The following is a 25,460-nucleotide window of genomic DNA, read 5'->3' as shown; positions in this document are numbered from 1 at the left end:
ACGGCTCGCACGATCGTTGACCGAGATCATGCAGCGTCATCCGGCGAACAGGCCGAATTTTTTCTGAATGTTTCGGCGGGGGATTGCGGCGATCCGCCCGCGCGGCGGGATTGCCGGCAGGCTGGCGATCCGGAGCGAACGCGTGGAGATTCAGGTGTTTGCGCCCAGGCTCGGTTCCAGGCTCTGAACCGCTGGAGGCGCGCGACCGGGGGCCGGCAGCCGCCTTCGAGGACGCCGCCTCCTCGATCAGTTAACCGTTTGTTCAAGCCGATGATCGAGGGTTTTTCTGGGGCATCCGTCCCGGCCTTTGCGCGCGCCGTGTCGGCGCCTCAAACGATCGAGCCCGAGCGGAGTGGTAGATGCGGCAGTTGATTGCGAGCTTCCTGAAGAACGAGGCTGGCGCGACCTCGATCGAATACGCCATCATCGCGGGCGGACTGAGCATAGTGATCGTGGCGGCCGTCAACGGGCTGGGCACTCAACTCAGCAGCAAGTTCTCGTCGATCAACAGCTCGCTCAAATAGGCGCCGAGCGCATTCCAGACCAACCTCGTTTGCGAGTGTTCGCCTGACCAGGTTTGGCTTGGCTGGTCACCCGGCCTTGCGTGAGCGTGCGGTGGTCCGGGCCGGCTTCTCGGCCTTCTTCGGCTCCTCCGCCTTCTTCGGCTCGTCCTTGGCCTTCTTGCCGCTGATCGGCAGCAGCATCTCGCGCTGGCCCTCTACGCGCTTCTTCGCCTTCTTGGGCTTTGCCTTCGGAGCAGGGGCGGACGCGGCGGGCGCCTTGTCGCCTTCGCCGGCCAGGCTGCGCTTCAGCGCATCCATCAGGTTGATCACGTTGCCGCTCGACTTCGGCGCCGCCTTGGCAGTGATCGTGACGCCGCTGCGCTTCTTGTTGATCAGCTCGATCAGCGCAGCCTCGTAGTGATCCTCGAAAGCCTCCGGCTCGAACTCGGCCGATTTCTTCTCGACGATGTGCTTGGCGAGATCCAGCATGTCGCTGGTGATCTTCACGTCCTGAATGTCGTCGAAATATTCGTCCTCTTTGCGCACCTCATAGGGGTAGCGCAGCAGCGTGCCCATCAGGCCCTTGCCGAGCGGCTCCAGCGCGATGATGTGCTCGCGGTTGGTCAGCACGACGCGTCCGATCGCGACCTTGTCCATGCTGCGGATGGTTTCGCGAATGACGGCAAAGGCGTCATGGCCGACCTTTCCATCCGGCACGAGGTAATAGGGCCGGATCAGATAGCGGCTGTCGATGTCGGTGCGCGGCACGAATTCGTCGATCTCGATCGTGTGCGTCGATTCCAGCGCGATGTCGTCGAGCTCGTCCTTCGTCACTTCGATATAGGTGTCGGTGTCGACCTTGTAGCCCTTGACGATGTCCTCGTTGGCCACTTCCTCGCCGGTCTCGGCGTCGACCCGGCTGTATTTGATGCGATGGCCGGTCTTGCGGTTGATCTGGTTGAAGGAGACCTTCTCGGACTCCGAGGTCGCGGGATAAAGCGCGACCGGGCAGGTCACGAGCGACAGCCGCAGAAATCCCTTCCAATTGGCGCGCGGGGCCATTCCTCAACTCCACTCAACTGCAAACTGGCGGGTACAAACGGACGGGTCTGCTCTCCCGGACGGGGCTGCTGCGGGCGTAGGTCACGCGGCGGCCGCGAGGATAACATCGCAGGCCACGGATTCAACAAGCGTAACCGCAGATTCTAAGAGCGGCGTTAACTGGTCGCAGCCGGTCCCCGCAGCCGGAACATCGTCTGGCGGCCGACGTTGCCACCCGACCAATTGAGCGAGCGCGAACCCGCGTTCGGCCAAATACCAGCAGCTGAGGGCACCATGGCAACAAGACGAGGGCCACAGATCGTCGAAACTCCCACCGAAGCCCGGCAGGGTGAACCCGGCCCGTCGGTCCTGGCGATGCTGGCCATCTCCACGGGACTGGCGCTGCTGGTGCTCGGACTGATCTGGTTCGTGTTCTTCCACACCTGAGGCGAGGCCGGAGACCGAGCGCTGCACGTCCCGAGCGGGCCGGCGCACGCGGCCCCCCTCTGGCGCATGCCGATCCGCGACGCTCGAGCCCGGCCGCACAGCCGGGCTTTTCATGGTTGCTTCCGAGAGCTTATATCCGCCCCAATTCTGTCGGCCCTTGCCGGCGAGCCCGCTCGAGATGACCAAAAAGTAACGTGGTCGGTCGGGTTCCGTTCATGCACGGTTCACGGCCTTCCGGTTCATCTTGAGGGCGGAAATCGTGCAGTTCAGCTTTGGAGGCAAGCGTGCGTCTGCTCGTTGTCGAGGACGATCCGGATCTCAACCGTCAGCTCACCACGGCGTTGAGCGACGCCGGCTACGTCGTGGACCGTGCGTTCGATGGTGAAGAGGGGCACTATTTGGGTGATAGCGAGCCCTACGACGCCGTCGTGCTCGACATCGGCCTGCCCAAGATGGACGGCATTTCGGTGCTGGAGGCCTGGCGGCGCAATGGCCGGGCGATGCCGGTCCTGATCCTCACCGCTCGGGATCGCTGGAGCGACAAGGTGCAGGGCTTCGACGCCGGCGCCGACGACTACGTTGCCAAGCCCTTCCATCTCGAGGAGGTGCTGGCCCGCATCCGCGCGCTGCTGCGCCGCTCGGCCGGCCACGCCCAGAGCGAATTGACCTGCGGGCCGGTGACGCTCGATACCCGCACCGGCAAGGTCAGTGTGTCGGGCAATCCCGTCAAGATGACCTCACATGAATACCGGCTGCTGTCCTACCTGATGCACCATTCCGGCCGCGTGGTCTCGCGCAGCGAGCTGGTCGAGCATCTCTACGACCAGGACTTCGACCGCGACTCGAACACCATCGAGGTGTTCGTCGGCCGCATCCGCAAGAAGCTCGATTGCGACGTCATCCAGACCGTGCGTGGCCTCGGCTACCTGCTGACGCCGCCGCCGGCCGCGGGCGCCTGATCTTAAGTCCGGCGTCCGCCATTCAAGGTGGCCGGGCGCCGGCCGTTTCGCTAGTTTGCGGTGATGCGCCAAAGTTCACTTGCCACCCGGTTGTTCCTGTCCGCGACCGCGTGGCTCGTGGTCATTCTCGCCATCACCGGCATCGTGCTGTCGTCGGTCTATCGCAACGCGACCGAACGCGCCTTCGACCGCCGGCTCAACCTGTATCTGCGCACCCTGATCGCCGAGGTCGCAACGCCGGACGATCCGCCGGACCGGCAATTCCAGTCGCTCGGCGAGCCCTTGTTCGAGCTGCCGCTGTCCGGCTGGTACTGGCAGATCACGCGCACCGACACCGAGAAGCCGGAGCTGCGGGCCTCGCGCTCGCTGTGGGACAAGAAGCTGCCCAAGCTGGAAGAGCAGGGGATCGAGCTGACCGCCGCCGGTATCCGGATCGGGTATGTGGACGGTCCTGAGAATCAGGACCTGCGCATGGTCGAGCGCCCGGTCGATCTCGGCTCCGACGGCAAATTCCTGGTCAGCGTTGCCGGCGATGCGTCTGAGATCTTCGACGAGACCCGCAGCTTCGACTATTACCTCGGCGGCACCTTCACCGCGCTCGGCATCGTGCTGCTGCTCACCACGCTGTTCCAGGTGCGCTACGGCCTGGCGCCGCTGAAACGGATCTCGGAATCGATCGCCGACATCCGCTCCGGCCGGGCGGAGCGGCTGGAGGGCGAATTTCCGGTCGAAATCGCGCCGCTGGCGCGCGAGACCAACGCGCTGATCGATGCCAATCGCGAGATCGTCGAGCGCGCGCGCACCCACGTCGGCAATCTCGCCCACGCCATCAAGACGCCGCTCTCCGTCATCGTGAATGAAGCGACCACCCACGCGGCGGATCCGTTCGCGGCCAAGGTCATGGAGCAGGCCGACGTGATGCGCGACCAGGTCGCCCATCATCTCGAGCGGGCCCGGATCGCCGCGCGCGTGACGATCGTGTCGACGGTCACCGAAGTGGCGCCGCCGATCGAGGCGCTGCGCCGCACAATGGAAAAGATCTACCGCGCGCGCAGCATCGCCGTCGAGGCGACCGCCGATCCCGCCGCCCGCTTTCGCGGCGAGCGCCAGGATCTCGAGGAGATGGTCGGTAATCTGGTCGACAACGCCTGCAAATGGGCGACGTCGCGGGTCTCCGTCGAGGTCACGGTGCAGCCGCCGGCCCAGGCGGGGGCGACGCCGAGCTTGCGGATCGTCGTCGACGATGACGGCCGCGGCCTGTCGGCCGCCGAGCGGGCCCAGGTGCTGCGGCGCGGCCAGAGGCTCGACGAATCCAAGCCGGGGTCCGGCCTCGGGCTGTCGATCGTCAGCGACCTGGCCGCGCTCTATGGCGGCCGCCTGACCCTGGGCGACGCGCCGGTCGGAGGGCTGCGGGCCGAGCTCACCTTGCCCGGCGTTTGACGGATTGCGAAGTTCGCCATCCTAAAGGTGTTCTTAATACCGCAGACCCTATGGTTGCGGCAGGGGTGCGCGATGTGCGCTCTCGCCGTGGAAATTTGCACGCCGGCGCATGAGTCAGACAGCTTACGAGCGATTGAGGGAATATCTCGGGCAGCTGCCGCCAAGTGCGCAGTCGCTGCTGATGCGCGAGTTCGAGCGCGCCATCGAGCGTGGCCAGGACGTCGCCGTGGCCACCATGGTGCTCGAGCAATTGCGCAAGGTGGTTCGTCCGGCAGCGCCTCCAGCGCCTGCTCCGGAGCCTGCTCGTCCCCAACCCGCCGCCGAGGCTGCGCGTCCGCAGCCTCGCGAGGAGCGTCGCCAGAACGGCGATGGCCCGCGCCGGCTGTTCCGGCCACTGGAGCCGTTCCTTACCGATTCCACCGGTCCGCTGCGTCCCGGCCAGGTCCGCCGCGCATCGCTGCTGGCCGTCTGGCAATGGCTCGGCCGCGACGGCGCACCGGAGCGCTATAACGAGTTCGAAGCCGCGATGTCGGCCTCCGCCGAAACCTCGCGCGAGGTTGAGGTGGCCACGCGCAAGCTGCAGCTCGCGGCCGCCGAGGAGCTGATGAAGCTTGTCGGTCCGAACGCAACGGGCGACCGCCAGCGCGCGCTCGCCCGTATCGGCGCGCCGAGCGTGATCGATGACCTGCTGCCGATCGCACTGATTCTTCAGAATCGCGAGGTGCTCGAAAGCCTCAACGGGCGGCTGCCCAGCATCATCCGCGTGCTGGGCGATTCCCAGATAGCCTCCATCACCGACGCCATCAACGTGCCGTCGCTGCAGACGCCCTTGATGCTGCCCTTCGCGCTGTCGCTGGTGATGCAGCGGCTTGCCGCGCCCTGGCAGATCATCCGCCTTGCCACCAAGATCGCCGCCTCCGACGACGAGATCCGGGTGGCGGCGACGCCGTTCGGCGTCGCCGTGACCATCGCCCTGAACGATCTCGCCAGCCTCGCCGCAACCTTGCGTGCCGACATCAGGCGCGGGCATTTCGCCAATCTCGCCGATACGCTGAAATCGCTGCACGACGGCGCCCGCGGCCTGCGCACCGAACTCGACCTGCGCTCCGAATCGAACTGGGGCAAGCAGCTCACCGCGATCCGTGCCGACATCTCCAATGCGTTGCAATCTGAGATTGATGGCGTGCCGGGCCGGGCGCGGCGCATCCTGCGCCAGCGCGCCGACAAGGACATTCCCGCCGGCGCCGGCGTCGACGGCAGCGAGGTCGAGGAGGTGGCGGCGCTGATCGAGTTCGTCGCGGTGTGCCGCAACTACGCCAGCGAGCTCGCCATCAACGAGGTGACGCTGCGCACCTACACCGACCTGCAGCAATATGTCGAGAAGGCCACCGAAGCGCTTGTCCAGTCGCTGCGTTCGGGTGACGCACGGGCGCGCGCCTATCGGCAGTCGCAGGTGTCTGCGGCGATCCGCTTCTGCCACGTCCTGTTCGGCAACGACTACGCCCAGTTGATGAGCCGCGCGGCCGAGAATGCATTGAATGGCGAGCGGAAATCATCGCGCGCCGGCTGATCCGACTATTATCCTGCAAACGTTTTTCGTCGTTCAATTTTAGGTTGACCACAGCCCGCGGCCACGCATAGGTTCCCGTCGTCCAGTCCATACCTTTTCCTCAAGTGCAATGATTTCCATCATCAACTTTATCGAAGTCGAGAATCGCGTCGTGCGCGCGACCTATCGCAACCTCATGATCAAGGCCAAGGTCGTGATCGTGGACCGGACGAGCGGCGCGCCGCTCGAAGATCCCGTCACCACCATTTCCTCGCCGGTCCCGGTCGGCTCGCTGCGGATCCGGCTGACCGACGCGGTCAGGCCCGGCACCTATTTCCTGATGGCCCTCAACGGGCACGGCAGCTACCTCGCCAAGAGCGCCGATTTCGAGGTGCCGTAATTACGTAATCGTCCTGAGTTTTTTGCCCGGCGGGGCTGGGGTACCAGGGTGGCAATTGTGAATTGCCGCCGGGAACGGTGCTGGTTAAAAGCGGCGCAACGAGCGCCCGCCGGTGGGCGCTGCTGGAACTCTGCCTGATGACGCTTTGGTTCGTGTTCGCCGTGATGACGGCCGCGGCGATCTTCGCCGTCCTGCTGCCGCTCGGGCTGGGCGCGCGCAACGGCTCCGATGGCCGCGAGGTCGTGGTCTACAAGGACCAGCTGGCCGAGATCGAGCGCGACGTCGAGACCGGGCTGATCGGCAAGGTCGAGGCGGAGGCGGCCAGGGTCGAGATCGGCCGGCGGCTGCTGGCCGCCGCGGACCAGGAGGGCGAGGTCGCGGCCAAGCCGAGCCTCGGCCTGCGGCGCGTCGCGGCGGTGCTGGCGCTGATCGGCGTGCCCCTGGTGGCGCTCGCGGTCTATCTGCCGCTCGGCTCGCCGCAACTGCCGGACTTTCCGCTGACCGCCCGCGCCAAGCCGGCCGACGGCTCGCAGCCGCTCGAGAACCTGGTGTCGCAGGTCGAGCAGCATCTGCAGAAGAACCCGACCGACGGCCGCGGCTGGACGGTGCTCGCCCCGGTGCTGGCGCGGCTCGGCCGCACCGAGGACGCGATCCGCGCCTATCGCAACATGATCACCTATGCCGGCGACGGCGCCGCCAAGCGCGCCGATCTCGGCGAGATGATCGCGACTGCCGCGGGCGGGGTGGTCACCGCCGAGGCCAAGGCCGAGTTCGAGCGCGGCCATGCGCTCGACGCCGAGGAGCCGAAGTCCAACTATTATCTTGGGCTCGCTGCCGAGCAGGACGGCCGCAAGGACGATGCCGCCAACATCTGGCGCGGGATGCTCAGCAAGGGCTCGCCTGACGCGCCGTGGCGGCCGCTGGTCAGCGCCGCGCTCGCCCGCGTCGGCGGCGGCGAGGCCCCGGCGCTGCCGAGCGAGGCGATGGCCGCCGCCAAGGACATGAGTTCGGGCGACCGCGACGCGATGATCCGCGGCATGGTCGACCGGCTCGCCACGCGGCTGAAGCAGAATGGCGACGACGCCGAGGGCTGGCTGCGGCTGGTGCGCGCTTATGTCGTGATGGGCGATCTCGACAAGGCCAAGTCGGCGTTATCCGATGCGCGGCAGGCCGTGAAGGATGCCGAGCAGTTGCGCCAGCTCAACGAGGCGGTGAAGACGTTCGGGCTGGATGGTTGATGCGCGGCGCGTCCGCCGCCAACGGGATGTTGTGATGACACGCAAGCAGAGGCGTTTGACGATCATCGGCGGGGCGCTGTTCGTGCTCGCGGTCGCAGCCGGGCTGGTGCTGAACGCGCTGCGCGACTCCATCGTGTTCTTCTCGACGCCGACCATGGTCGCCGAGAAGCACGTCGCGCCGGGCAAGCGCTTCCGGCTCGGCGGCCTGGTGCAGCCGGGCTCGCTGAAGAAAGGCGACGATCTCGCAGTCACGTTCGAAGTCGCCGATGGCGGCGCGAAACTCCCGGTCGCCTACAAGGGCATCCTGCCGGACCTGTTCCGTGAAGGGCAGGGCGTCGTCGCCGAGGGCGCGCTCGATGCGTCCGGCGTGTTCAAGGCCGACACCGTGCTTGCCAAGCATGACGAGACCTACATGCCGAAGGAAGTCGCCGACAGCTTGAAGAAGCAGGGCCATTGGAAGGACGACTATGGCAAGCCGGGCGCCGCGAAGGCGGGGCCTGTATCGATGCGTGAGGGCGCCGAGAAGAGCGCTGCAGGAGCGACGCAGTGATTGCAGAGAGCGGACATTATGCCCTGGTGCTGGCGCTCGCGCTGGCGCTGATCCAGTCGACGGTGCCGATGCTCGGCGCCGCCCAGCGCGACGTCGCGCTGATGAATGTCGGCCGCTCCGCCGCGCTGGCGCAACTCGTGTTCGCCGGTCTCTCCTTCATCGCGCTGATCACCCTGCACGTGACCTCGGACTTCTCCGTCGCCAACGTGTTCGAGAACTCGCACTCGATGAAGCCGCTGCTCTACAAGATCACCGGCGTCTGGGGCAATCATGAAGGCTCGATGCTGCTGTGGGTGTCGATCCTGGCGCTGTTCGGCGCGATGGTCGCGCTGTTCGGCAACAATCTGCCGCTGTCGCTGCGGGCTCGCGTGCTGTCAGTGCAGGCCTGGGTCGCGAGCGCGTTCTATCTGTTCATCCTGACCACCTCGAATCCGTTCGCGCGCCTTGCTACTCCACCGATCGAGGGCCGCGACCTCAATCCGGTGCTGCAGGACATCGGTCTCGCCGTGCATCCGCCGATGCTCTATCTCGGCTATGTCGGCTTCTCGATCTCGTTCTCGTTCGCCATCGCCGCCCTGATCGAGGGCCGCATCGATGCCGCCTGGGCGCGCTGGGTGCGGCCGTGGACCTTGATGGCCTGGATCTTCCTGACGCTCGGCATCGCCATGGGCTCGTACTGGGCCTACTACGAGCTCGGCTGGGGCGGCTGGTGGTTCTGGGACCCGGTCGAGAACGCCTCGCTGATGCCGTGGCTCGCCGGCACCGCGCTGTTGCACTCCGCACTGGTGATGGAGAAGCGCAACGCGCTCAAGGTCTGGACCATCCTGCTCTCGATCCTGACCTTCTCGCTGTCCCTGCTCGGCACCTTCCTGGTGCGCTCCGGCGTCATCACCTCGGTGCACGCTTTCGCCAGCGATCCGACGCGCGGCGTGTTCATCCTCGGCATCCTCGTGCTGTTCATCGGCGGCAGCCTGACCTTGTTCGCCGGCCGCGCCACCGCGCTGAAGCAGGGAGGCCTGTTCGCGCCGATCTCGCGCGAGGGCGCGCTGGTGCTCAACAATCTGTTGCTCACCGTGTCCTGCGCCACCGTGCTGTTCGGCACACTGTATCCGGTCATCATGGAGGCGCTCGACTTCAAGCTCTCGGTCGGCGCTCCCTTCTACAATCTCACCTTCGGCCCGCTGTTCGCGCTGTTGCTGCTGATGGTGCCGTTCGGCCCGATGCTGGCGTGGAAGCGCGGCGATCTCTTAGCTGCCACGCAGCGGTTGCTCGCCGCCGGCATCGTCGCGCTGGTGGCGATCGCGATCGCCTGGGCCTGGGCGCGCGGCGGCAGCGCGCTGGCGCCGCTCGGCATCGGCTTGGGCGCATTTGTCATCACAGGCGCGATCGTCGATCTCGTCGAGCGCAGCGGCGTCACCCGCGTTCCGTTCAAGACCGCGCTGCACCGGACGCGCGGCCTGCCGCGCTCGGTATGGGGCACGGCGTTCGCCCATGCCGGCCTTGGCGTCGCCCTGCTCGGCATCGTCTGCGAGACCACCTGGAACAGCGAGCTGATCTCGACCTTGCGTCCGGGCGACATGCGCAACCTCGCCGGCTACCAGATCAAGTTCGACGGCATGACCCAGCGCCAGGGACCGAACTTCAGCGAGGTCGTCAGCACCTTCGTCATCAGCGAGGGCGGCCGGCAGCTCGCGGTGATGACGCCGAGCAAGCGCAGCTTTTCGACCCGGGGCATGTCGACCACGGAAGCCGCGCTGCTGACGCGCGGCGTCAGCCAGCTCTACGTCTCGCTCGGCGACACCACGGCCGACGGCGGGTTGGCCGTGCGCATCTATCACAAGCCGCTGGTGCTCCTGATCTGGTTCGGCCCGGTGCTGATGGCGTTCGGCGGATTGTTGTCGCTGTCCGATCGCCGCCTGCGTGTCGGCGCGCCGCGCCCGGCGCGTGCCGCGCGTGCGCTGCAGCCGGCGGAGTAGGGCGGATGCGACGAACTCTCAGCTTCCTTGCGCTCGCGCTGCTGCTCATCGGCTCGCCGGTTGCGCATGCCGTGCAGCCCGACGAGGTGATGTCGGATACGACGAAGGAGCAGCGTGCCCGCGCGCTGTCGCGCGAGCTGCGCTGCATGGTCTGCCAGAACCAGTCGATCGACGATTCCGACGCGCCGCTGGCGCGCGACCTGCGCCTCCTGGTGCGCGAGCGTCTCGCGGCCGGTGACAGTGACAATCAGGTGCTCGACTTCCTCGTCGCCCGCTACGGCCAGTTCGTGCTGCTGAAGCCGCGCTTCGAGCGCCAGACTCTGTTGCTCTGGCTGCTGCCGCCGGTGCTGCTGCTCGGCGGCGGGCTGGCGCTGTGGTGGCAGGTCCGCCGCCGCGGCCAGCGCGGCGGAGAGGTGACGCCGAAACTGACGGCGGAGGAGGAGGCGCGCCTGGCCGCGCTGATGGCGGCGGAGAAGCAGCCGCCGGCGACGTGACGTTCCGAGGGGCGGGTTCAACGTCTTGATGTTGATGGTTACAAACCTCTCCCCGCCAGTGCGAAGCGAAGCTTCGCTAGGGCGGGGAGAGGTCGGATTGCATCGCCAGATGCAATCCGGGTGAGGGGGTACAGGTCTCACCACAAACACTTCCCGTGCGTCTGCCCCTCACCCCAACCCTCTCCCCGTGAAGAACGGGGAGAGGGAGCGCACCGCCAGCGCGTTGACGATTGCCCCCGGAATGACAGGAGTAGGAAGCACTCGCAGGATGCCGAGGCCTTCCGCAAAACCCCGTGCTCTCCCGTGGTCGGACTACGCCATCGGCTTTCATCTTATTTTACCATTGTCTGGAAGTGTGCATTGACATTCCATGTGATGCGTCCGGGCAAAGCCAATGTTCTCCAACAGCAATCTGACGATCCGCTTCCTCGTGGGAGGCGTCGTGGCGTCTCTGCTCTTGTTGCTGGCGATCGGCGGCGGCACCGGCTTCGTCGCGGTGCTCTATCTCAACAACCAGATCACCAGCCTGTCGTCGGACTTCGCGGCGCTGAGCGGGCCGGCGCGTGATCATGCGACCTTGATCTATCAGCAGGCGCAGTCGGCATTCTCCTGGTTCCTGATCGCCTGCGTCGCGATCGCGGTATTCGCCAGCGCGGTCTGCCTGATGACCTACGCCGCCGTGCAGAACGGCATCCTGCGCCCGCTCGCTTCGATGGTCCGCGCGATGCGCGACGTCGCCGACCAGAAATATGACACGCACATTCCCGGCCTTGGCCTGTCCAACGAGATCGGCCAGCTCGCGGGTGCGCTGGAGGTGTTCAAGACCAACGGCATCGAGCGCCAGCGCCTGACCGAGCGTGAGCTGCAGGAGGCACAGCGCCAGGGCGAGCGCTCGCGCTTTCTCGACGGCCGCATCCATACCTTCAACGACCTCGTCGCCAGCGTCGTCGGCAGCGTGGCGTCCTCGGCGATCCGGCTGAAGAGCAATGCCGAGACCCTGTCGCGGGCCGCGAACGACACCTCGGCCAAGGCCAACGCGGTCGAGGCCGCCGCCAACCACGCCAATCGCAGCGTCCAGACCGTGGCAGGCTCCGCCGAGGAGATGACGAGCTCGATCGGCACCATCAGCCGCCGCGTCTCCGACGCCACCCAGCGCGCCGAGGGCGCGGCCTCGCAGGCCGAGAAGAGCAAGAACACCATCCATTCGCTGTCCGACGCCGCCGAGAAGATCGGCGCCGTGGTCCAGCTGGTGCAGGCGATCGCCTCGCAGACCAATCTGCTGGCGCTGAACGCCACCATCGAGGCCGCGCGCGCCGGCGAGGCGGGCCGGGGCTTCTCGGTGGTCGCCTCCGAGGTCAAGAACCTCGCCAACCAGACCAGCAAGGCGACCGACGAGATCTCTGCGCACGTCGCCAGCATCCAGGGCATCACCGCGGAGACCCGCGGCGCCATCGACGGCATCTCGACCACATTGAGCGAGATCAGCGCCATCATGTCCGGCATCGAGGTCGACACCTCGCAGCAGCGCAATGCCACCCAGGACATCTCCAAGAGCGTCCAGGAAGCCGCCCGCGGCACCCTCGACGTCTCCAACCATATCGCCCAGATCACCTCCACGTCAGCCGACACCGGCCGCCTCGCCACCGAAGCCCGCGACGCCGCCGGCGAGCTGTCGCAGCAGGCCGAGACCCTGAAGCGCGAGGTCGACGCGTTCATCGTCAGCGTGAAGGCGAGCTGAGCTGCCGATGGAGCAGGGCGGATGAGCGGTGCGTGCGGCGCCGCTGTAGACCGCGATCAGGTGCGGCGCTGAACCGGGCCGCGAGACTGCCAGTGTGATGCGAGCGGCATCCACACCCTCCGGTGTCGTCCCTGCGAACGCAGGGACCCATAACCCCAGGGAGATGTTGTTGCGCCCGATGCCGGACGAGAGTCGCTTTCCAATAGGCGTCCGGGATTATGGGTCCCTGCGTTCGCAGGGACGACAGCTGCGTGTGGAGCGGCCGCTCGCGCTACACTGGCGGTCGGTCGCCAGCCTGCGCGAACAGCATGTGGCGAGGCCGCTCGCGTACCACCAGCAGCTCATCCGTTGCGGTACTCCCTAACCCACTATTAGCAAATATCACGCATCGTGCACGGGCACAGCTGTGAGCCGCCGGCCGGGCGGCCGATGCTGCGCGGCAGGTGCGCGGCGATGGCACGCCCGCCTGCCGCTGTGGGGAAGTCGACGAGGAATCATGATGCGCTTGAAGATCAGGGGACGTCTCTACGCCGGCTTTGCGGCGCTCGTCGTGGTGAGCGCTGTGATGGCGGCCATGGCGGTGTGGAACCTGTGGGCCGTGCGCGACCAGGTCGCCAGCATGTCGGCGCTGTCGGACGCGACCGCGCGCATCCTGCAGATCTCCAACCAGCTCCAGGCGATCCAGCGCGCCAATCTGCGCTACATCCACGATTCCAACGAGCCGGCCCTCAAGGAGGCCGCCGACCGCGAGGCGGCCGCGACCGAGTTGCTGCAGGCGGCGACCAAGGGCCCGCTCTCGGCGGAGCGGCGCAAGCTCTATGACGATCTGCTCGCCGGCATCGCCCAGATGCGCACCCAGCGCGACCAGCTGCAGGAGGCCGTCAAGCAGATGAAGAGCGGCCGCGCCGCGCTGCTGCCGGGTGGCGAGGACCTCGCTGCCAAGACCGCAAAGCTCTCGATCGCTGCGCGCATCTCGAAGGAGCCCGAGGTGATGACCGCGGTCACCGACATCGAGAACCGGCTGCAGCTCGTCCGCATCGCGACCTGGCGCTTCCTGGCGCTGCGCGACACCAAGTCCGCCTCCACCTTCCGCGCCGGCGTCGACAATGTCGAGCAGCGGCTGGCGACGCTGGAGGGCAATGCGCCGCCGGCCGGCGTGGTGGCGGCGATCGCGCCGGTGAAGGCCTCGCTCGACGTCAACAAACAGGCGTTCGAAGCCACCGCCGCCGCGGCGCTCAAGTCCGAGGACATCTATGCCAATGCGATCGAGCCGCTGATCGCCAAGAGCATCGAGACCCTCAAGACGGCCGAGACCAACGTGAACGCCGACTATCAGGCCTCGCGCACGTCAGCTGAGAGCGCCATCGCCAGCACCATCTCGCTGCAGATGCAGGTCGGCGCCGCCGTCGTCCTGTTCGGCTGCATCGTCGCGTTCCTGATCGCGCGCGGCATCGTCGGCCCGCTGGCGTCGATGACGCAGGCGATGGGGCGGCTCGCCAGCGGCGACGTCGCCGTGGAGATTCCCGGCCGCGGCAACCGCGACGAGATCGGCGCCATGGCCAAGGCGATCCAGGTGTTCAAGGACAACATGGTCGAGACCGAACGCCTGCGCGGCGAGCATGCCGACGCCGAGGCGCGGCGCGAGCACGAGCGCCGGGACGACATGGCCAGGCTCGCGCACCAGTTCGAGCAGGCCGTCGGCGAGATCATCGATGCGGTGTCGCGGGCCTCGAGCGAGCTCGAAGCCTCCGCCGGCACGCTCACCAGCACCGCCGCGCGCGGCCAGGACCTGTCGACCGAGGTCGCCACCGCCTCGCAGGAGGCGTCGTCCAACGTCCAGACCGTGGCCTCCGCCGCCGAGGAGCTGTCGTCCTCGGTCAGCGAGATCTCGCGCCAGGTGCAGGAATCCGCCCGCATCGCCGGCGAGGCGGTGGCGCAGGCCAACCGCACCAATGAGCGCGTCGGCACCTTGTCGAAGGCGGCGACGCGCATCGGCGACGTGCTCGAGCTGATCAGTTTGATTGCCGGCCAGACCAATCTGCTGGCGCTCAACGCCACCATCGAGGCCGCCCGCGCCGGCGAAGCCGGCCGCGGCTTCGCGGTGGTCGCCGCCGAGGTCAAGGCGCTGGCCGAGCAGACCGCCAAGGCCACCGGCGAGATCGCCCAGCAGGTCTCCGGCATCCAGGCGGCTACTGAAGAGTCGGTCGGCTCGATCAAGGAGATCGGCAGCACCATCGGCCGCCTGTCCGAAATCTCCGCCGCCGTCTCCGCCGCCGTGGAAGAGCAGGGCGCCGCGACGCAAGAGATCTCCCGCAACGTCCAGCACGCCGCCAACGGCACCCAGCGCGTCTCGCGGAATATCGACGACGTGCAACGGGGCGCATCGGAGACGGGCTCGGCCTCGGCCCAGGTGCTGACCGCGGCACGGTCGCTGTCGGCGGAGAGCGGACGATTGAAGCGCGAGGTGAGTAGGTTCCTGGGCTCGTTGCAGGCGGCGTGAGGGGCGTTGATGGGCCTCTCGAAGCGAATGCGTCGAGTTGCCACAAGAAAATCCGCATAAAATCAATTGCTTGTAAGATTGTTATCTTATGAGTTATAATTTTCGTTGATTTTGTCGCGGCGGCGGAGCAGAGTGGCGCTCTCATCGGAGAGCGTGTCCATGCTTGATCGTGAAGAGGACCAAAATCGCGCCATGGCGATTGCGGAACCCATTCTTGCAGGTCTCTACGGCGTGCTGAAAGAATCGGTCTCATTTTATTTTAGTGAAGCCTATTCGAACGAGGCGCGAGCGGATCATACCGGGCGCGCTGTCGCGAACTGTATCTACTCTCACGCGGAGAAGCGCGTAGCGGTGCTTGCGGAGGCCACTGAGGGGCTAAGCGTAATAGACGTTCGTTCTATGCGCGTTGCGAATTACAAAGACCAAGGTCTCTTTCGCTTTAAACTCGTGAAGCCAAATGGCCGCCACAGCAACTATCAAACAAAACAGCAGCGCAATTACGACGACCAGAAGTCCTTTCCAGAATTCCCTCAACCCGCTGTTCGGCTCACGGTAGGTTACGAATTGGACGAGGCTGGCGCAGGATTGAAGGGTATCATGATTGCTCGCCCGATAGGGCGTTCGGTGTTCTGGACGGCGCAAGTGGTGATGGATGCGGGCGTAGCACTTTGGGAGGACACGACTCCCGCGCGATTTGGCGCTACTGAAGCAATTGATTTCGACGCTGAGAAAGTAAGGAATCGGCGACGTGGCTGACGAAGTGTTCAATCCCGACATGTTGAAGCTCGCTCGGGATGCGCGTGAACTCACTCAGTCTGAACTCGCAATTAAAACGGGAATGACCCAAGCGTTTATTTCTAAACTTGAACACGGTTTGATTGTTCAGCCTGGTGAAGAGGCAGTCCGTCAGATTTCAAATGTCTTGGCTTTTCCTCCCTCATTTTTCTTCCAGCGCGAGCGCGCGATTGGCTTTCCCCATTTCCATTTTCGTAAACGGGCTAAGCTTGGTGCGAAGCCGCTCGCGAGAATAGGTGCAGTTATAAACATTCGAAGGCAACATATCTCCAAACTGCTGCAGTCCTACGAAGCCAATGTCCAGCGCCCGATTCCGCAAATCGACCTTGATGAATCCGGTTTGACACCCGAAGTTGTTGCCCAACGGATGCGCTCCTATTGGACGTTGCCTACCGGTCCAATTCGGAATCTGGTTGAGGTGATCGAATCCGCTGGCGGAATAGTCGTCAATGCTCGCTTTGGAACCAATCTTTTGGATGGTCTAAGCTTTCGTACCGAAGGGCTTCCTCCGCTTTTTTTTATGAATAGCGAGATGCCCGGAGATCGGTACCGTTTCTCTTTAGCACATGAGCTTGGTCACATGATCATGCATACTTTGCCTGATGATGACGAGAAGATGGAACTGGAGGCGCACCGGTTTGCCGCGGAATTTCTAATGCCTGCCGGTGAGATAAAGCCCTATCTGGTGCCCACGAAGCTGAGCAGCATGGGAAGGGTGAAGGCTTATTGGAAGGTCTCAATAAAAGCGCTCATAAAGCGTGCGTTCGATTTGAATTTGATCACAGCGTCTCAATACAAGTCGCTGAGCATTCAATACAACAAGGTCTTCAAAGGAGTGGAGCCGATCCAGGTCGATTTAGAGAAGCCCGCCGCCGTAGATAGGATGGTGTCCTTCTTCCGGCGGGAGCTATCTTATTCTCCCGAGGAGCTTGCTCAGATGCTGGCGGTGCGGCTGGAGGATTTGGAGCGCGTCTATTTGGGAGGCGGTAGGCCAAGTCTACGAGTAGTCAGTTCAAGCTAATGGCATTTTCTCGAGACACTCTATAACGATTACTTCTGCCAGAGTTTTGTATTGTTCATTGCAGGCAAGGAGATGGATGTTTTGGCTAGAGAATGTCCCCTGATAGCGCGGTTCTGTTTGTTCGTCCGGCATGGTGCCAGCGGGCAGCCAGCGGTAATGGGCTGATTGCCCGTCGCCCAAATCACCGTATCCTTTCGAAGTCCGTCAAATTGTTCTGAAAATCAAAAATTCTCTTGCCTTCTCCCCCAAATCACCCGTATCTTCCGGCCCGTTCCGTTCCACCGAGGGGGCGTATCGCGATCGTCACGGACGTCGGGATGGAATGCGATGGACGTGGGCTGCTGCAGCGGGGTTTTGCCTCGCCGACGAAACAGCGGATCGCGGACGTGAAATCGTGTCGTCCTGGCCTCCCGGTGCCGAGGCCAAGCTGGTGGTGATGATCCGCCGGCGACGGGGTCAATCAGCCGGTCCCCGGGGAGAGCACGTATAACCGTTAACACCATCGCGCAGGGAGGGCCGGGCGTGTTCGGCCAGACCTGTGGTTCTGCCGCCTGCATTTTTTTCCGCAGGCGGGCCACGGGCGCGGCCAGCGCCCGGCCTTCCCTGCGCCCTCGTTGTGAGGGTGCGAGTTTGACGGGCATGACTCGGGCGCGGGATGCGTCGCGGGGGTGATGGGGCTCGGCTTGTTAGGACGTATCTCCAAGGGCTGTTTGATAGTGTGGATCGGGATAGTTGCTCCAGGCGTCATTGCGAGCGGAGCGAAGCAATCCAGGGTCCCGCCCACCACCCTGGATTGCTTCGCTGCGCTCGCAATGACGGAGATCGGGGCAGGCGGGTTGCCCCAAGCACTACTGTCATCCTCCGCGAAGGCGGAGGATCCAGTACGCCGAGGCGGTTGTTGTTGAGCCGAGAGGCCGCGGCATACTGGATTCCCCGCCTGCGCGGGGAATGACAGCTGAGGGTGGGATGGCGGGTTACGCCTGCGGCTAACCCGCCCTACGGGATGGTTCGACTTTTGTTGGAGAGGGCCAAAATCATGGCGATGGTCGGGCGTGCGGTGTTCTGGCAAGCGACGGAAACTATTGAATTTATCGCCCTCGCTCCATCCTCTGCGCCATTCCGCCGCAGTGTTCGCCATGGTCCATTACAGAAGTTTAACGCCGCAGCCAGCACGCCGTAAGGCGGCAAGTCCCATCTTCATCAGCGAACGGGGCGAACAGCCCGGGACCCCCAGAGTTTAGACCTTGACCAAAATCACTTGCGGAGAAAACCGTATGACTGACCGTCCGACCGACCTGTCCTCGCTTCCATCCTATCGCCAGCCTCGTCGCGGGCTGTTCTCGGCGCGCAAGTTTGCGTTGATGGCTTCCGTGGTCGCGGGCCTCGGCGTCGCCGCCTATGGGCTGGCGCCGCAGGGCGCGCCGCTCGATCTGTTTGCGACCTCGGCGCATGCGCAGGTCGCCAACGAGGTCAGCAAGGTCGCGCGTCCGGTCGGCTTTGCCGACATCGTGGAGCGGGTGAAGCCGTCGGTGATTTCGGTCAAGGTCAACATCGCCGAGAAGGTCGCCAAGAACGACAATGACGACGACACGCCGTTTCAGCCGGGCTCGCCGATGGAGCGCTTCTTCCGCCGCTTCGGCGGTGAGAACGGCATTCCCGGCATGCCTGGCCGCGGCGGCCGTGGTGGCGGTCGCGCTGTGACCGGGCAGGGCTCCGGCTTCTTCATCTCCGCCGACGGCTATGCCGTGACCAACAACCACGTGGTCGACGGCGCCGACAAGGTCGAGGTGACGACCGACGACGGCAAGACCTACAGCGCCACGGTGATCGGCACCGACCAGCGCACGGACCTGGCGCTGATCAAGGTCGAGGGCGGCTCCAACTTCCCGTTTGCAAAACTCGCCGACGGCAAGCCGCGGATCGGCGACTGGGTGCTGGCGGTCGGCAATCCCTTCGGCCTCGGCGGCACGGTGACCGCCGGCATCGTCTCGGCCGTGGGCCGCGACATCGGCAACGGCCCGTATGACGATTTCATCCAGATCGACGCGCCTGTGAACAAGGGCAATTCGGGCGGCCCGGCTTTCGACGTCGACGGCAACGTGGTCGGCGTCAACACCGCGATCTACTCGCCGTCCGGCGGTAGCGTCGGCATCGCGTTCTCGATTCCCGCCTCGACGGTGAAGACCGTGATCGCGCAGCTCAAGGACAGCGGCTCGGTCAGCCGCGGCTGGATCGGCGTGCAGATTCAGCCGGTGACGCAGGACATCGCCGACAGCCTCGGCATGAAGAAGGCCGAGGGCGCGCTGGTTGCCGAGCCGCAGGCCAATGGTCCAGCGGCGAAGGCGGGCATCGTGTCCGGCGACGTGATCACCGCCGTGAACGGCGCGCCGGTGAAGGACGCGCGTGAGCTCGCCCGCACCATCGGCGGCATCGCGCCGGGCGCCGCGGTCAAGCTCAACGTGCTGTCGAAGGGCCAGGAGAAGACCATCAACCTGACGCTCGGCAAGCTGCCGAACACGATCGAGGCCAAGGCCGACACCGGTGGTGACAACGACAACGCAAGTCCTTCCCGCGGCGCCGACGTGCCGAAGCTCGGCATGACCGTCGCGCCGGCCTCGAGCGTGGCCGGCGCCGGCAAGGATGGCGTCATCGTGACCCAGGTCGATCCGAAGAGCGCGGCGGCCGAGCGCGGCTTCAAGGAAGGCGATGTCATCCTCGAAGTCGCCGGCAAGTCGGTGGCCTCGGTCGGCGACGTGCGCGACGCCATCAATGCCGCGCGCAGCGACAACAAGAACAGCGTGCTGATGCGGGTGAAGAGCGGCGGCCAGTCGCGCTTCGTCGCGGTGCCGCTGGCCAAGGGTTAAAGCGTTCACGAGATGAAGGGTCGCCGTCATGTGCCCCCGCGTCGGCGGCTCTTCCTGGGGGTGGGCGAAAGTCCCGCTCCCTCACACCTTCCGTAGGAACAACGCCCCCCTCCGTCGGAAGGAACTCGGGCGGTGAGGTCCCCCAGCCTCACCGCCCACTTTCCTGTCGATCAACCCCGGTCCTCGCGCCGCCTTGCACCGAAACGGCCGCCGGGCCATGTAGATGGACATCGAACCGTGACTGCCGCCCCCGTTTCCGCAATGCGCCTCCTGATCATCGAAGACGACCGCGAGTCCGCCGACTATCTGGTCAAGGCGTTCCGCGAAGTCGGACATGTCGCAGACCTCGCCAGTGACGGCGAGGAGGGGCTCGCCATGGCCGAGAGCGGGGATTACGACGTGCTGGTGGTCGACCGCATGCTGCCCAGGCGCGACGGCCTGTCGCTGATCGGCGCGCTGCGCGACAAGGGCAACCGGACGCCGGTCTTGATTCTGTCGGCGCTCGGCCAGGTCGACGACCGCATCAAGGGCCTGCGCGCTGGTGGCGACGACTACCTGCCCAAGCCTTATGCTTTTGCCGAGCTGCTCGCCCGCGTCGAGGTGCTGTCGCGCCGCCATGGCGGGCCGGCCGAGGAGACGACCTACAAGGTCGGCGATCTCGAGCTCGACCGTCTCTCGCATCGCGTCGCCCGCGGCAAGGACGAATTGACCCTGCAGCCGCGCGAGTTCCGGCTGCTCGAATATCTGATGAAGCATGCCGGCCAGGTCGTCACGCGCACGATGCTGCTCGAGAACGTGTGGGACTATCACTTCGATCCGCAGACCAACGTGATCGACGTCCACATCTCCCGGCTGCGCTCCAAGATCGACAAGGGGTTCGACCGCCCGCTGCTGCACACCATCCGCGGCGCGGGGTACATGATCCGTGACGGGCTGCGCTAGACGAGCTTCACGGCGCGCTCAGCCAGCCCTTGGCCATGGCATAGTGAATCAGCTCGACGCGGTTGTGGAAGCCGAGCTTGGTCATGCAGCGCTTCTTGTAGGTCTCGACGCTCTTGACCCCGATCTTCAGCTTCAGCGCGATCGTCTTGGCGCTGTATCCGGCCGCGGTGAGCCGCGCGACCTCGACCTCGCGCAGGCTGAGCTCGCCAGCGGCCAGCGCGTCGGCGCGGATCGGAGTCTGCCGCGCCGGCGAGCGCTCCCGCGCGCGCTGGTCGACGCGGCCCAGCACGACCTCGAGCAGCGCCACGCGGAGCCGGTGCGCGGCTTCGATTTCGGCCTCCAGCCACGGCGATGCGTGCAGCCGAACCTGCTCCTGCCACATCGCGAAGCTGGTTCGCGGCGTCAGCATCTGGCGCTCGGACGCGGCTTGCTCGGCCTTGGTAGGTCGTCCGGCCCAGTTGACCGTCCTGACCAGCTCGGGCCGGAACCAGAGCATGTAATCGTGCGCGGTCTTGGAGCCCGACAGAGCGAGCATTCCGCTCGCGACGGCGGCGAAGCGTTCCGCGCGCGGATAGATCAGCGGCAACTGGTCGGTTTGAAACACGTCATCCGTCACGGTCGCGTTCAGCCAGCCGACGAGGGCCTCGATCTCGTCGCGATCCGGCGTGGCGCCGATGTGGGTGAAGTGGCCGTCGATCCACAGGCCGACGCCGCCGGCGGGAACGAGGTCGAGCAGGTTGGGCCGAGAGCGGATCAGCCCGGCCGCAAGCTCGGATTCCTGGCTCAGGCGATTGAGCATCTCCTCATGGACGGCCGCGCTGCGCTGCTGGATTTTGAGGTTCTCCGCGGCGAGCCGCGCCTCGAGCTGCGACGACAGCATCTCCGCGAACAGCTCGCACGCCGCGCGCAAGCCCTGCGGCAGGTAGCGCGGCTCGCGATGATGGCAGGCAATCAAGCCCCACAGCCGGCCGCGGACGATGATCGACATCGACATCGACGCCACCACGCCCATGTTGGCGAGGTAGCGACGATGGATCGGCGACACGCTGCGCAACATGCTGTGGCCGAGGTCGAGCGCCGCGGCCGACGGCGCGCCGGGCAGGGCCAGGATCGGCGCCGCTTCATAGCGCGCATCCGGGATCGCGCGGATCCAGTTGGTGCAATAGAGCTCGCGCGCCTGCTTCGGGATATCGGAAGCCGGATAATGCAGCCCGAGAAACGATTCGACACCGGAGGCCGTCGCCTCGGCGATCACGGAACCGCTGCCGTCATCGAGGAAGCGATACAGCATCACCCGGTCGAAGCTGATCAGGCGCCTGACCTCGTCGACCACGGCCTGGCAGAACGACGGCGTCGCATCGGTCTGCTGGATGCTGCGGAGCATGCTGGTGACAGCCGCGAGCGGATTGTCGGGCGGCTGCTCGCGGCGCGGCTCGATCTCGACCACCAGCAGGGCGCCGCTGCGAAACGCTGTCACGTCGGCGCTGGTCGAAGTCAGCGATCCGGCCGCGCTGCTGAAGGCATGCACCGCGCGCGCCGGGCCTGCGCCTGCCGCCAGCCCGTGCAGCTGGCGCAGCTGGTCGGCAGAAAACAGCGTCGCAACGTGCTCGCCCAGCAGCGCCTGCGCCGGCCTGCGCAAGAGACCGCTGGTGTCGCCGCCGGCATGCGTGATTCGCAACCGGTCCGGCTCGACCGCCAGCAGCACCCCGTGCGGCTGGATCGCCCCGGGACGGTGGATCGGCTCGCGGTCGCAAGGCGTCAGGTCCGTGCCATCGACGCTGGCGTTCGCCGTGCTCTCCATGATCGGATCGATGGCTCGCGTCGTCACCACGCCCTCGCTGAATGGCCGACCGTCGCTTGTCGCGCGACTGGCGGGCTCATCAGGACTCTGGATGTCCGGGATGATCCTGACAACCGTCAATGTCCATTATAATTGACATTAACGCATGTAAATCAGATTTTACGTCCGGCGGTTCCCGTCCGGTTCCCGGACGGGAACCGCCAGTCTGGACAACAAAACGCTGCTCATGCGGGCCGGCGGGGGCACCGTCGTGCGCGAATTGAACCGGTTGCCTAAGTCCAGGTGCGAGCCATGCGCTCGCGAAGGGGAATTGCGGCCCGACGCGGGGGCAGCACGAGACCAACCACGAGGACGACAACACAGGAGGTAACCTGATGCCGGATGATCCCAACAGAGTTTGGCCGACGGGACTGACGATCCCGGAATCGGAGGAGTTGCACAAGCATGTCATCGACGGCGCGCGCGTATTCTTCGTGATCGCGTGTGTCGCGCACCTGCTGGCGTACATCTATTCGCCCTGGCTGCATTGAGGGGGCCGCCATGAATCAAGGTCGTATCTGGTGCGTGGTCAACCCCACCGTCGGCTTGCCGCTCTTCCTCGGAAGCGTCGCGCTCACCTCGCTGTGCGTCCACTACACGATCCTGTCGCACACCAGCTGGATGGGCGCCTACTGGGAAGGCGGGAAGTCCAAGAAGGCGTCTCTCGAGGAGACGGTGTCGCCGGTGGCCCTGAATACGCAGGCCGTGCCGGGCTATGTCATTTCGGTCGCTCCCGCGGCCGGTGACAGCACACGGCCCGCCTCGTCCTTCGTGGTCACGGTCGCTCCTGCTCCTGCGCAGGTTCAGGCTGCGGCTGATGACGCCGTACCACAGGCGCCGGACCGGGTTTCGCTCGCGACACTCGCGCCGCGCGACGCCAAATAGCCGTTCGTGAGAACGGACGGCGTCGAACTGAAAAGGTCCGGGATCTGCGGATCCCGGCCACCTTCATGGTCACGACGAAAGCCGGCGCGCCCCTGAACGAAGGTGCGCATCTGCTCGGACGATTCCAGTGATGATGAACCGTTGATCTCAGTGATGATGAACCGTGTCAGCCAGAATTTGATGAAGAGCTGGATCGGGTTGGGATCACGCTTCCTGCCCTTTGCAGACGCCGCGACGCCCGATCTGCCGCTCTCCCGGCTGCTTCGGCTGTCGCTGTTTCAGGTTTCGGTGGGCATGTCGCTGGTGCTTCTGATCGGCACGCTCAATCGTGTGATGATCGTCGAACTCGGGGTTCCGGCATCGCTCGTCGGCATCATGCTGTCGCTGCCGCTGATCTTCGCTCCGTTCCGTGCCGTGATCGGATTCCGCTCCGATACGCACCGCTCCGAACTCGGCTGGAAGCGCGTGCCCTTCATCTACAAGGGGACGATGCTGCAGTTCGGCGGCCTCGCCATCATGCCGTTCGCGCTGCTCGTGCTGTCCGGTGGCGGTCAGGCTGCCGGCGCGCCGGCCTGGATCGGTCAGCTCGGCGCCGCGCTGTCCTTCCTGCTGGTCGGGGTCGGTTTGCATACGACCCAGACCGTCGGGCTCGCCCTCGCGACGGATCTTGCGCCGGTTGAGTCGCAGCCGAAGGTGGTCGGGCTGATGTATGTGATGCTGCTGTTCGGCACCATCGCCAGCGCGCTGTTGTTCGGCATCCTGCTCGCGGATTTCAGTCCGGCGCGTCTGGTCCAGGTCATCCAGGGCACTGCCGTCGCGACCATCGTGTTCAACGCCACGGCACTGTGGAAGATGGAGGCGCGCGGTCGCGCGACGACGACGGCCCGGCGGCAGCCCAGCTTCCAGGAATCCTGGGACAGCTATGTCAGCGGCGGGCAGGCGATGCGCCGGCTCGTGACCATCGGCCTCGGCACCATGGCGTTCAGCATGGAGGATGTCCTGCTCGAACCCTATGGCGGGCAGATCCTGCACCTGACGGTGGGAGACACCACCAAGCTCACTGCGGCTCTTGCAGTTGGCGGTCTGTCCGGGTTCGGCCTGGCATCGCGAATCCTGAGCCGCGGCTTCGATCCGTTCCGCATGGCCGGCTATGGCGTGCTGGCCGGCATCCCGGCGTTCATGGCGGTGATCGCCGCCGCGCCGCTGTCGTCCGCCGCGCTGTTTGCCGTCGGCACGTTTCTGATCGGCTTCGGTGCCGGCCTGTTCGGCCACGGAACCCTGACCGCCACCATGAAGTCGGCGCCGCATGAGCAGACCGGCCTCGCTCTCGGCGCCTGGGGAGCGGTTCAGGCTTCGGCCGCCGGCGTGGCGATCGCGCTCGGCGGGGTCATCCGTGACCTCGTGGCTGCCGCAGCACCGCAGAACGCACTGGGCGCCGCGGCGGGATATGTTTCGGTCTACGCGTTGGAAATCGTCATGCTGCTTGCCACGCTGTTGATCATGGCCCGTCTCGTTCGCCCCGGCGAGCTCGGGCTTTCTTCGGACCGGAGCGTCAGGTCGAGAGTGCGGCACGACAAGTGCGAAGTCCGCACCACATTAGAATGGAAAGAGCCATGAGCCAGACGATCTGTCGGATGTACCCAACGCCTGCGCAGGCTGCGAACGCAAAGCTGGAGCTCGAGCACGCGGGCTATTCCGAAGTCCATCTCGTCTCGAGCAACAGCGTGGGCGAGTCCGATGACGATCTCATCGCGGCCATCACCCGGGGATACGTCCTGAAGTCTCACGCGCGTGTCTACGCGCAGGGGATCCGCAGAGGCGGATCCCTGGTGACCGTGCACGCGCCGTTCACCGGCGCCGGCAAGGCGCTGCGGATCCTCGGCAAGTACGGTCCGATCGAGTCGGGCATCACCGAGCCCGAGAGCCATGTGATGCCGTGGGACGAAGCGACGCCGATGTCGTGCATCCTTCAGATACCTGTCCTGCTCGACGATCCGACGCCGTTTGCCAAGTTCTGGAACGTCCCGGAGCTTGCGAGCAGCACGTTCTCGCTGTCGGCGGTCTTGGGTATTCCCCTGCTGAAGTCGTCCGATCCGGGGGCCTCGTCGTTCAATCTGGCGCTGCTCAGCCGCGATCCGACGCCACTGTCCTCGCTGTTGGGCCTGCCGACGCTCACCGGACGATCCGCGCGACGGTAAATGCCGGCCGCAATCGGCTGGATTGCGCGGGCTTGTCGTCCGTGGAAAGACGCTGCAATGCCGGGCCATCCGCGGATGAC

General features: G+C 65.5%; 21 protein-coding genes and 1 pseudogene. 20 read left to right on the top strand and 2 right to left on the bottom strand.

Annotated features, from left to right (window positions below; genetic code table 11):
- The first annotated feature begins 359 nt into the window (after window positions 1-359).
- Window positions 360-524, top strand: a complete 165-nt coding sequence (locus ACQR07_RS12235; protein ID WP_434868408.1) for a Flp family type IVb pilin — start codon at window positions 360-362, stop codon at window positions 522-524.
- A gap of 66 nt (window positions 525-590) precedes the next feature.
- Here the strand turns inward: ACQR07_RS12235 and ACQR07_RS12230 are convergent, their stop codons facing one another.
- Window positions 591-1,565, bottom strand: a complete 975-nt coding sequence (locus ACQR07_RS12230) for a Ku protein (protein ID WP_434868409.1) — start codon at window positions 1,563-1,565, stop codon at window positions 591-593.
- A gap of 273 nt (window positions 1,566-1,838) precedes the next feature.
- Between ACQR07_RS12230 and ACQR07_RS12225 the strand changes: the two genes are divergently transcribed.
- From ACQR07_RS12225 to ACQR07_RS12155, 15 genes are all read left to right on the top strand, one after another.
- Window positions 1,839-1,991: a hypothetical protein gene (locus ACQR07_RS12225; RefSeq protein ID WP_434868410.1), complete on the top strand. Its 153-nt coding sequence runs from the start codon at window positions 1,839-1,841 to the stop codon at window positions 1,989-1,991.
- 284 nt (window positions 1,992-2,275) lie between these two features.
- The gene (locus tag ACQR07_RS12220) at window positions 2,276-2,950 is read left to right on the top strand and encodes a response regulator transcription factor (protein WP_006614547.1); all 675 of its coding nucleotides are present in this window, start codon (window positions 2,276-2,278) and stop codon (window positions 2,948-2,950) included.
- A gap of 63 nt (window positions 2,951-3,013) precedes the next feature.
- On the top strand, window positions 3,014-4,390 hold the full coding sequence (locus ACQR07_RS12215) for an ATP-binding protein (protein ID WP_434902534.1): 1,377 nt from the start codon (window positions 3,014-3,016) through the stop codon (window positions 4,388-4,390).
- Between the two features lie 109 nt (window positions 4,391-4,499).
- A complete protein-coding gene (locus tag ACQR07_RS12210; protein WP_434902533.1) occupies window positions 4,500-5,960 on the top strand; it encodes a hypothetical protein in 1,461 nt (486 codons plus the stop codon).
- A gap of 109 nt (window positions 5,961-6,069) precedes the next feature.
- Window positions 6,070-6,339: a hypothetical protein gene (locus ACQR07_RS12205; protein WP_434868413.1), complete on the top strand. Its 270-nt coding sequence runs from the start codon at window positions 6,070-6,072 to the stop codon at window positions 6,337-6,339.
- Window positions 6,340-6,476: 137 nt separating this feature from the next.
- Window positions 6,477-7,577, top strand: coding sequence for a c-type cytochrome biogenesis protein CcmI (gene ccmI / locus ACQR07_RS12200; protein WP_434902532.1), 1,101 nt, complete (start codon window positions 6,477-6,479; stop codon window positions 7,575-7,577).
- A gap of 34 nt (window positions 7,578-7,611) precedes the next feature.
- Window positions 7,612-8,127, top strand: a complete 516-nt coding sequence (gene ccmE / locus ACQR07_RS12195; protein WP_434902531.1) for a cytochrome c maturation protein CcmE — start codon at window positions 7,612-7,614, stop codon at window positions 8,125-8,127.
- Complete coding sequence (locus ACQR07_RS12190) at window positions 8,124-10,103, top strand: heme lyase CcmF/NrfE family subunit (RefSeq protein ID WP_434902530.1); 1,980 nt, start codon at window positions 8,124-8,126, stop codon at window positions 10,101-10,103. The genes ccmE and ACQR07_RS12190 overlap by 4 nt, the downstream gene beginning before the upstream one ends.
- A gap of 5 nt (window positions 10,104-10,108) precedes the next feature.
- On the top strand, window positions 10,109-10,597 hold the full coding sequence (locus ACQR07_RS12185) for a cytochrome c-type biogenesis protein (protein ID WP_434902529.1): 489 nt from the start codon (window positions 10,109-10,111) through the stop codon (window positions 10,595-10,597).
- A gap of 394 nt (window positions 10,598-10,991) precedes the next feature.
- Window positions 10,992-12,335: a methyl-accepting chemotaxis protein gene (locus tag ACQR07_RS12180; protein WP_434902528.1), complete on the top strand. Its 1,344-nt coding sequence runs from the start codon at window positions 10,992-10,994 to the stop codon at window positions 12,333-12,335.
- A 499-nt stretch (window positions 12,336-12,834) separates the two neighbouring features.
- Window positions 12,835-14,835: a HAMP domain-containing methyl-accepting chemotaxis protein gene (locus ACQR07_RS12175; RefSeq protein ID WP_434902676.1), complete on the top strand. Its 2,001-nt coding sequence runs from the start codon at window positions 12,835-12,837 to the stop codon at window positions 14,833-14,835.
- A 159-nt stretch (window positions 14,836-14,994) separates the two neighbouring features.
- Window positions 14,995-15,591: a hypothetical protein gene (locus ACQR07_RS12170; protein WP_434902527.1), complete on the top strand. Its 597-nt coding sequence runs from the start codon at window positions 14,995-14,997 to the stop codon at window positions 15,589-15,591.
- Window positions 15,584-16,651, top strand: coding sequence for a helix-turn-helix domain-containing protein (locus ACQR07_RS12165; RefSeq protein WP_434902526.1), 1,068 nt, complete (start codon window positions 15,584-15,586; stop codon window positions 16,649-16,651). Before ACQR07_RS12170 ends, ACQR07_RS12165 begins: the two co-directional genes overlap by 8 nt.
- A 1,274-nt stretch (window positions 16,652-17,925) precedes the next feature.
- Window positions 17,926-19,515 carry a Do family serine endopeptidase gene (locus ACQR07_RS12160; protein WP_434902525.1) on the top strand — a complete coding sequence of 530 codons (1,590 nt, stop codon included), beginning with the start codon at window positions 17,926-17,928 and terminating at the stop codon, window positions 19,513-19,515.
- Window positions 19,516-19,776: 261 nt separating this feature from the next.
- Window positions 19,777-20,457 carry a winged helix-turn-helix domain-containing protein gene (locus ACQR07_RS12155; RefSeq protein ID WP_434868421.1) on the top strand — a complete coding sequence of 227 codons (681 nt, stop codon included), beginning with the start codon at window positions 19,777-19,779 and terminating at the stop codon, window positions 20,455-20,457.
- Between the two features lie 7 nt (window positions 20,458-20,464).
- Here ACQR07_RS12155 and ACQR07_RS12150 read toward each other — a convergent pair whose 3' ends face one another.
- Complete coding sequence (locus ACQR07_RS12150; protein WP_434902524.1) at window positions 20,465-22,285, bottom strand: GAF domain-containing protein; 1,821 nt, start codon at window positions 22,283-22,285, stop codon at window positions 20,465-20,467.
- Window positions 22,286-22,632: 347 nt separating this feature from the next.
- On the opposite strand from ACQR07_RS12150, the gene pufB reads away from it, so the two are divergent.
- The 4 genes and pseudogenes from pufB (at window position 22,633) to ACQR07_RS12130 (ending at window position 25,380) form a co-directional block, all read left to right on the top strand.
- On the top strand, window positions 22,633-22,788 hold the full coding sequence (gene pufB, locus ACQR07_RS12145) for a light-harvesting antenna LH1, beta subunit (RefSeq protein WP_008963656.1): 156 nt from the start codon (window positions 22,633-22,635) through the stop codon (window positions 22,786-22,788).
- Window positions 22,789-22,798: 10 nt separating this feature from the next.
- Window positions 22,799-22,975: pseudogene (locus ACQR07_RS12140) on the top strand (light-harvesting protein); the annotation flags it as partial.
- Window positions 22,976-23,338: 363 nt separating this feature from the next.
- Window positions 23,339-24,799 carry a PucC family protein gene (locus ACQR07_RS12135; protein ID WP_434902675.1) on the top strand — a complete coding sequence of 487 codons (1,461 nt, stop codon included), beginning with the start codon at window positions 23,339-23,341 and terminating at the stop codon, window positions 24,797-24,799.
- Window positions 24,796-25,380, top strand: coding sequence for a hypothetical protein (locus ACQR07_RS12130; protein WP_434902523.1), 585 nt, complete (start codon window positions 24,796-24,798; stop codon window positions 25,378-25,380). Before ACQR07_RS12135 ends, ACQR07_RS12130 begins: the two co-directional genes overlap by 4 nt.
- Window positions 25,381-25,460 lie beyond the last annotated feature (80 nt).

It is taken from the genome of Bradyrhizobium sp. HKCCYLS20291 (assembly GCF_051167715.1).
In the GTDB taxonomy this organism is placed as follows: domain Bacteria; phylum Pseudomonadota; class Alphaproteobacteria; order Rhizobiales; family Xanthobacteraceae; genus Bradyrhizobium.
Note: the sequence above shows the minus strand (reverse complement) of the source record. Positions and strands in the feature narration are given on the sequence as shown.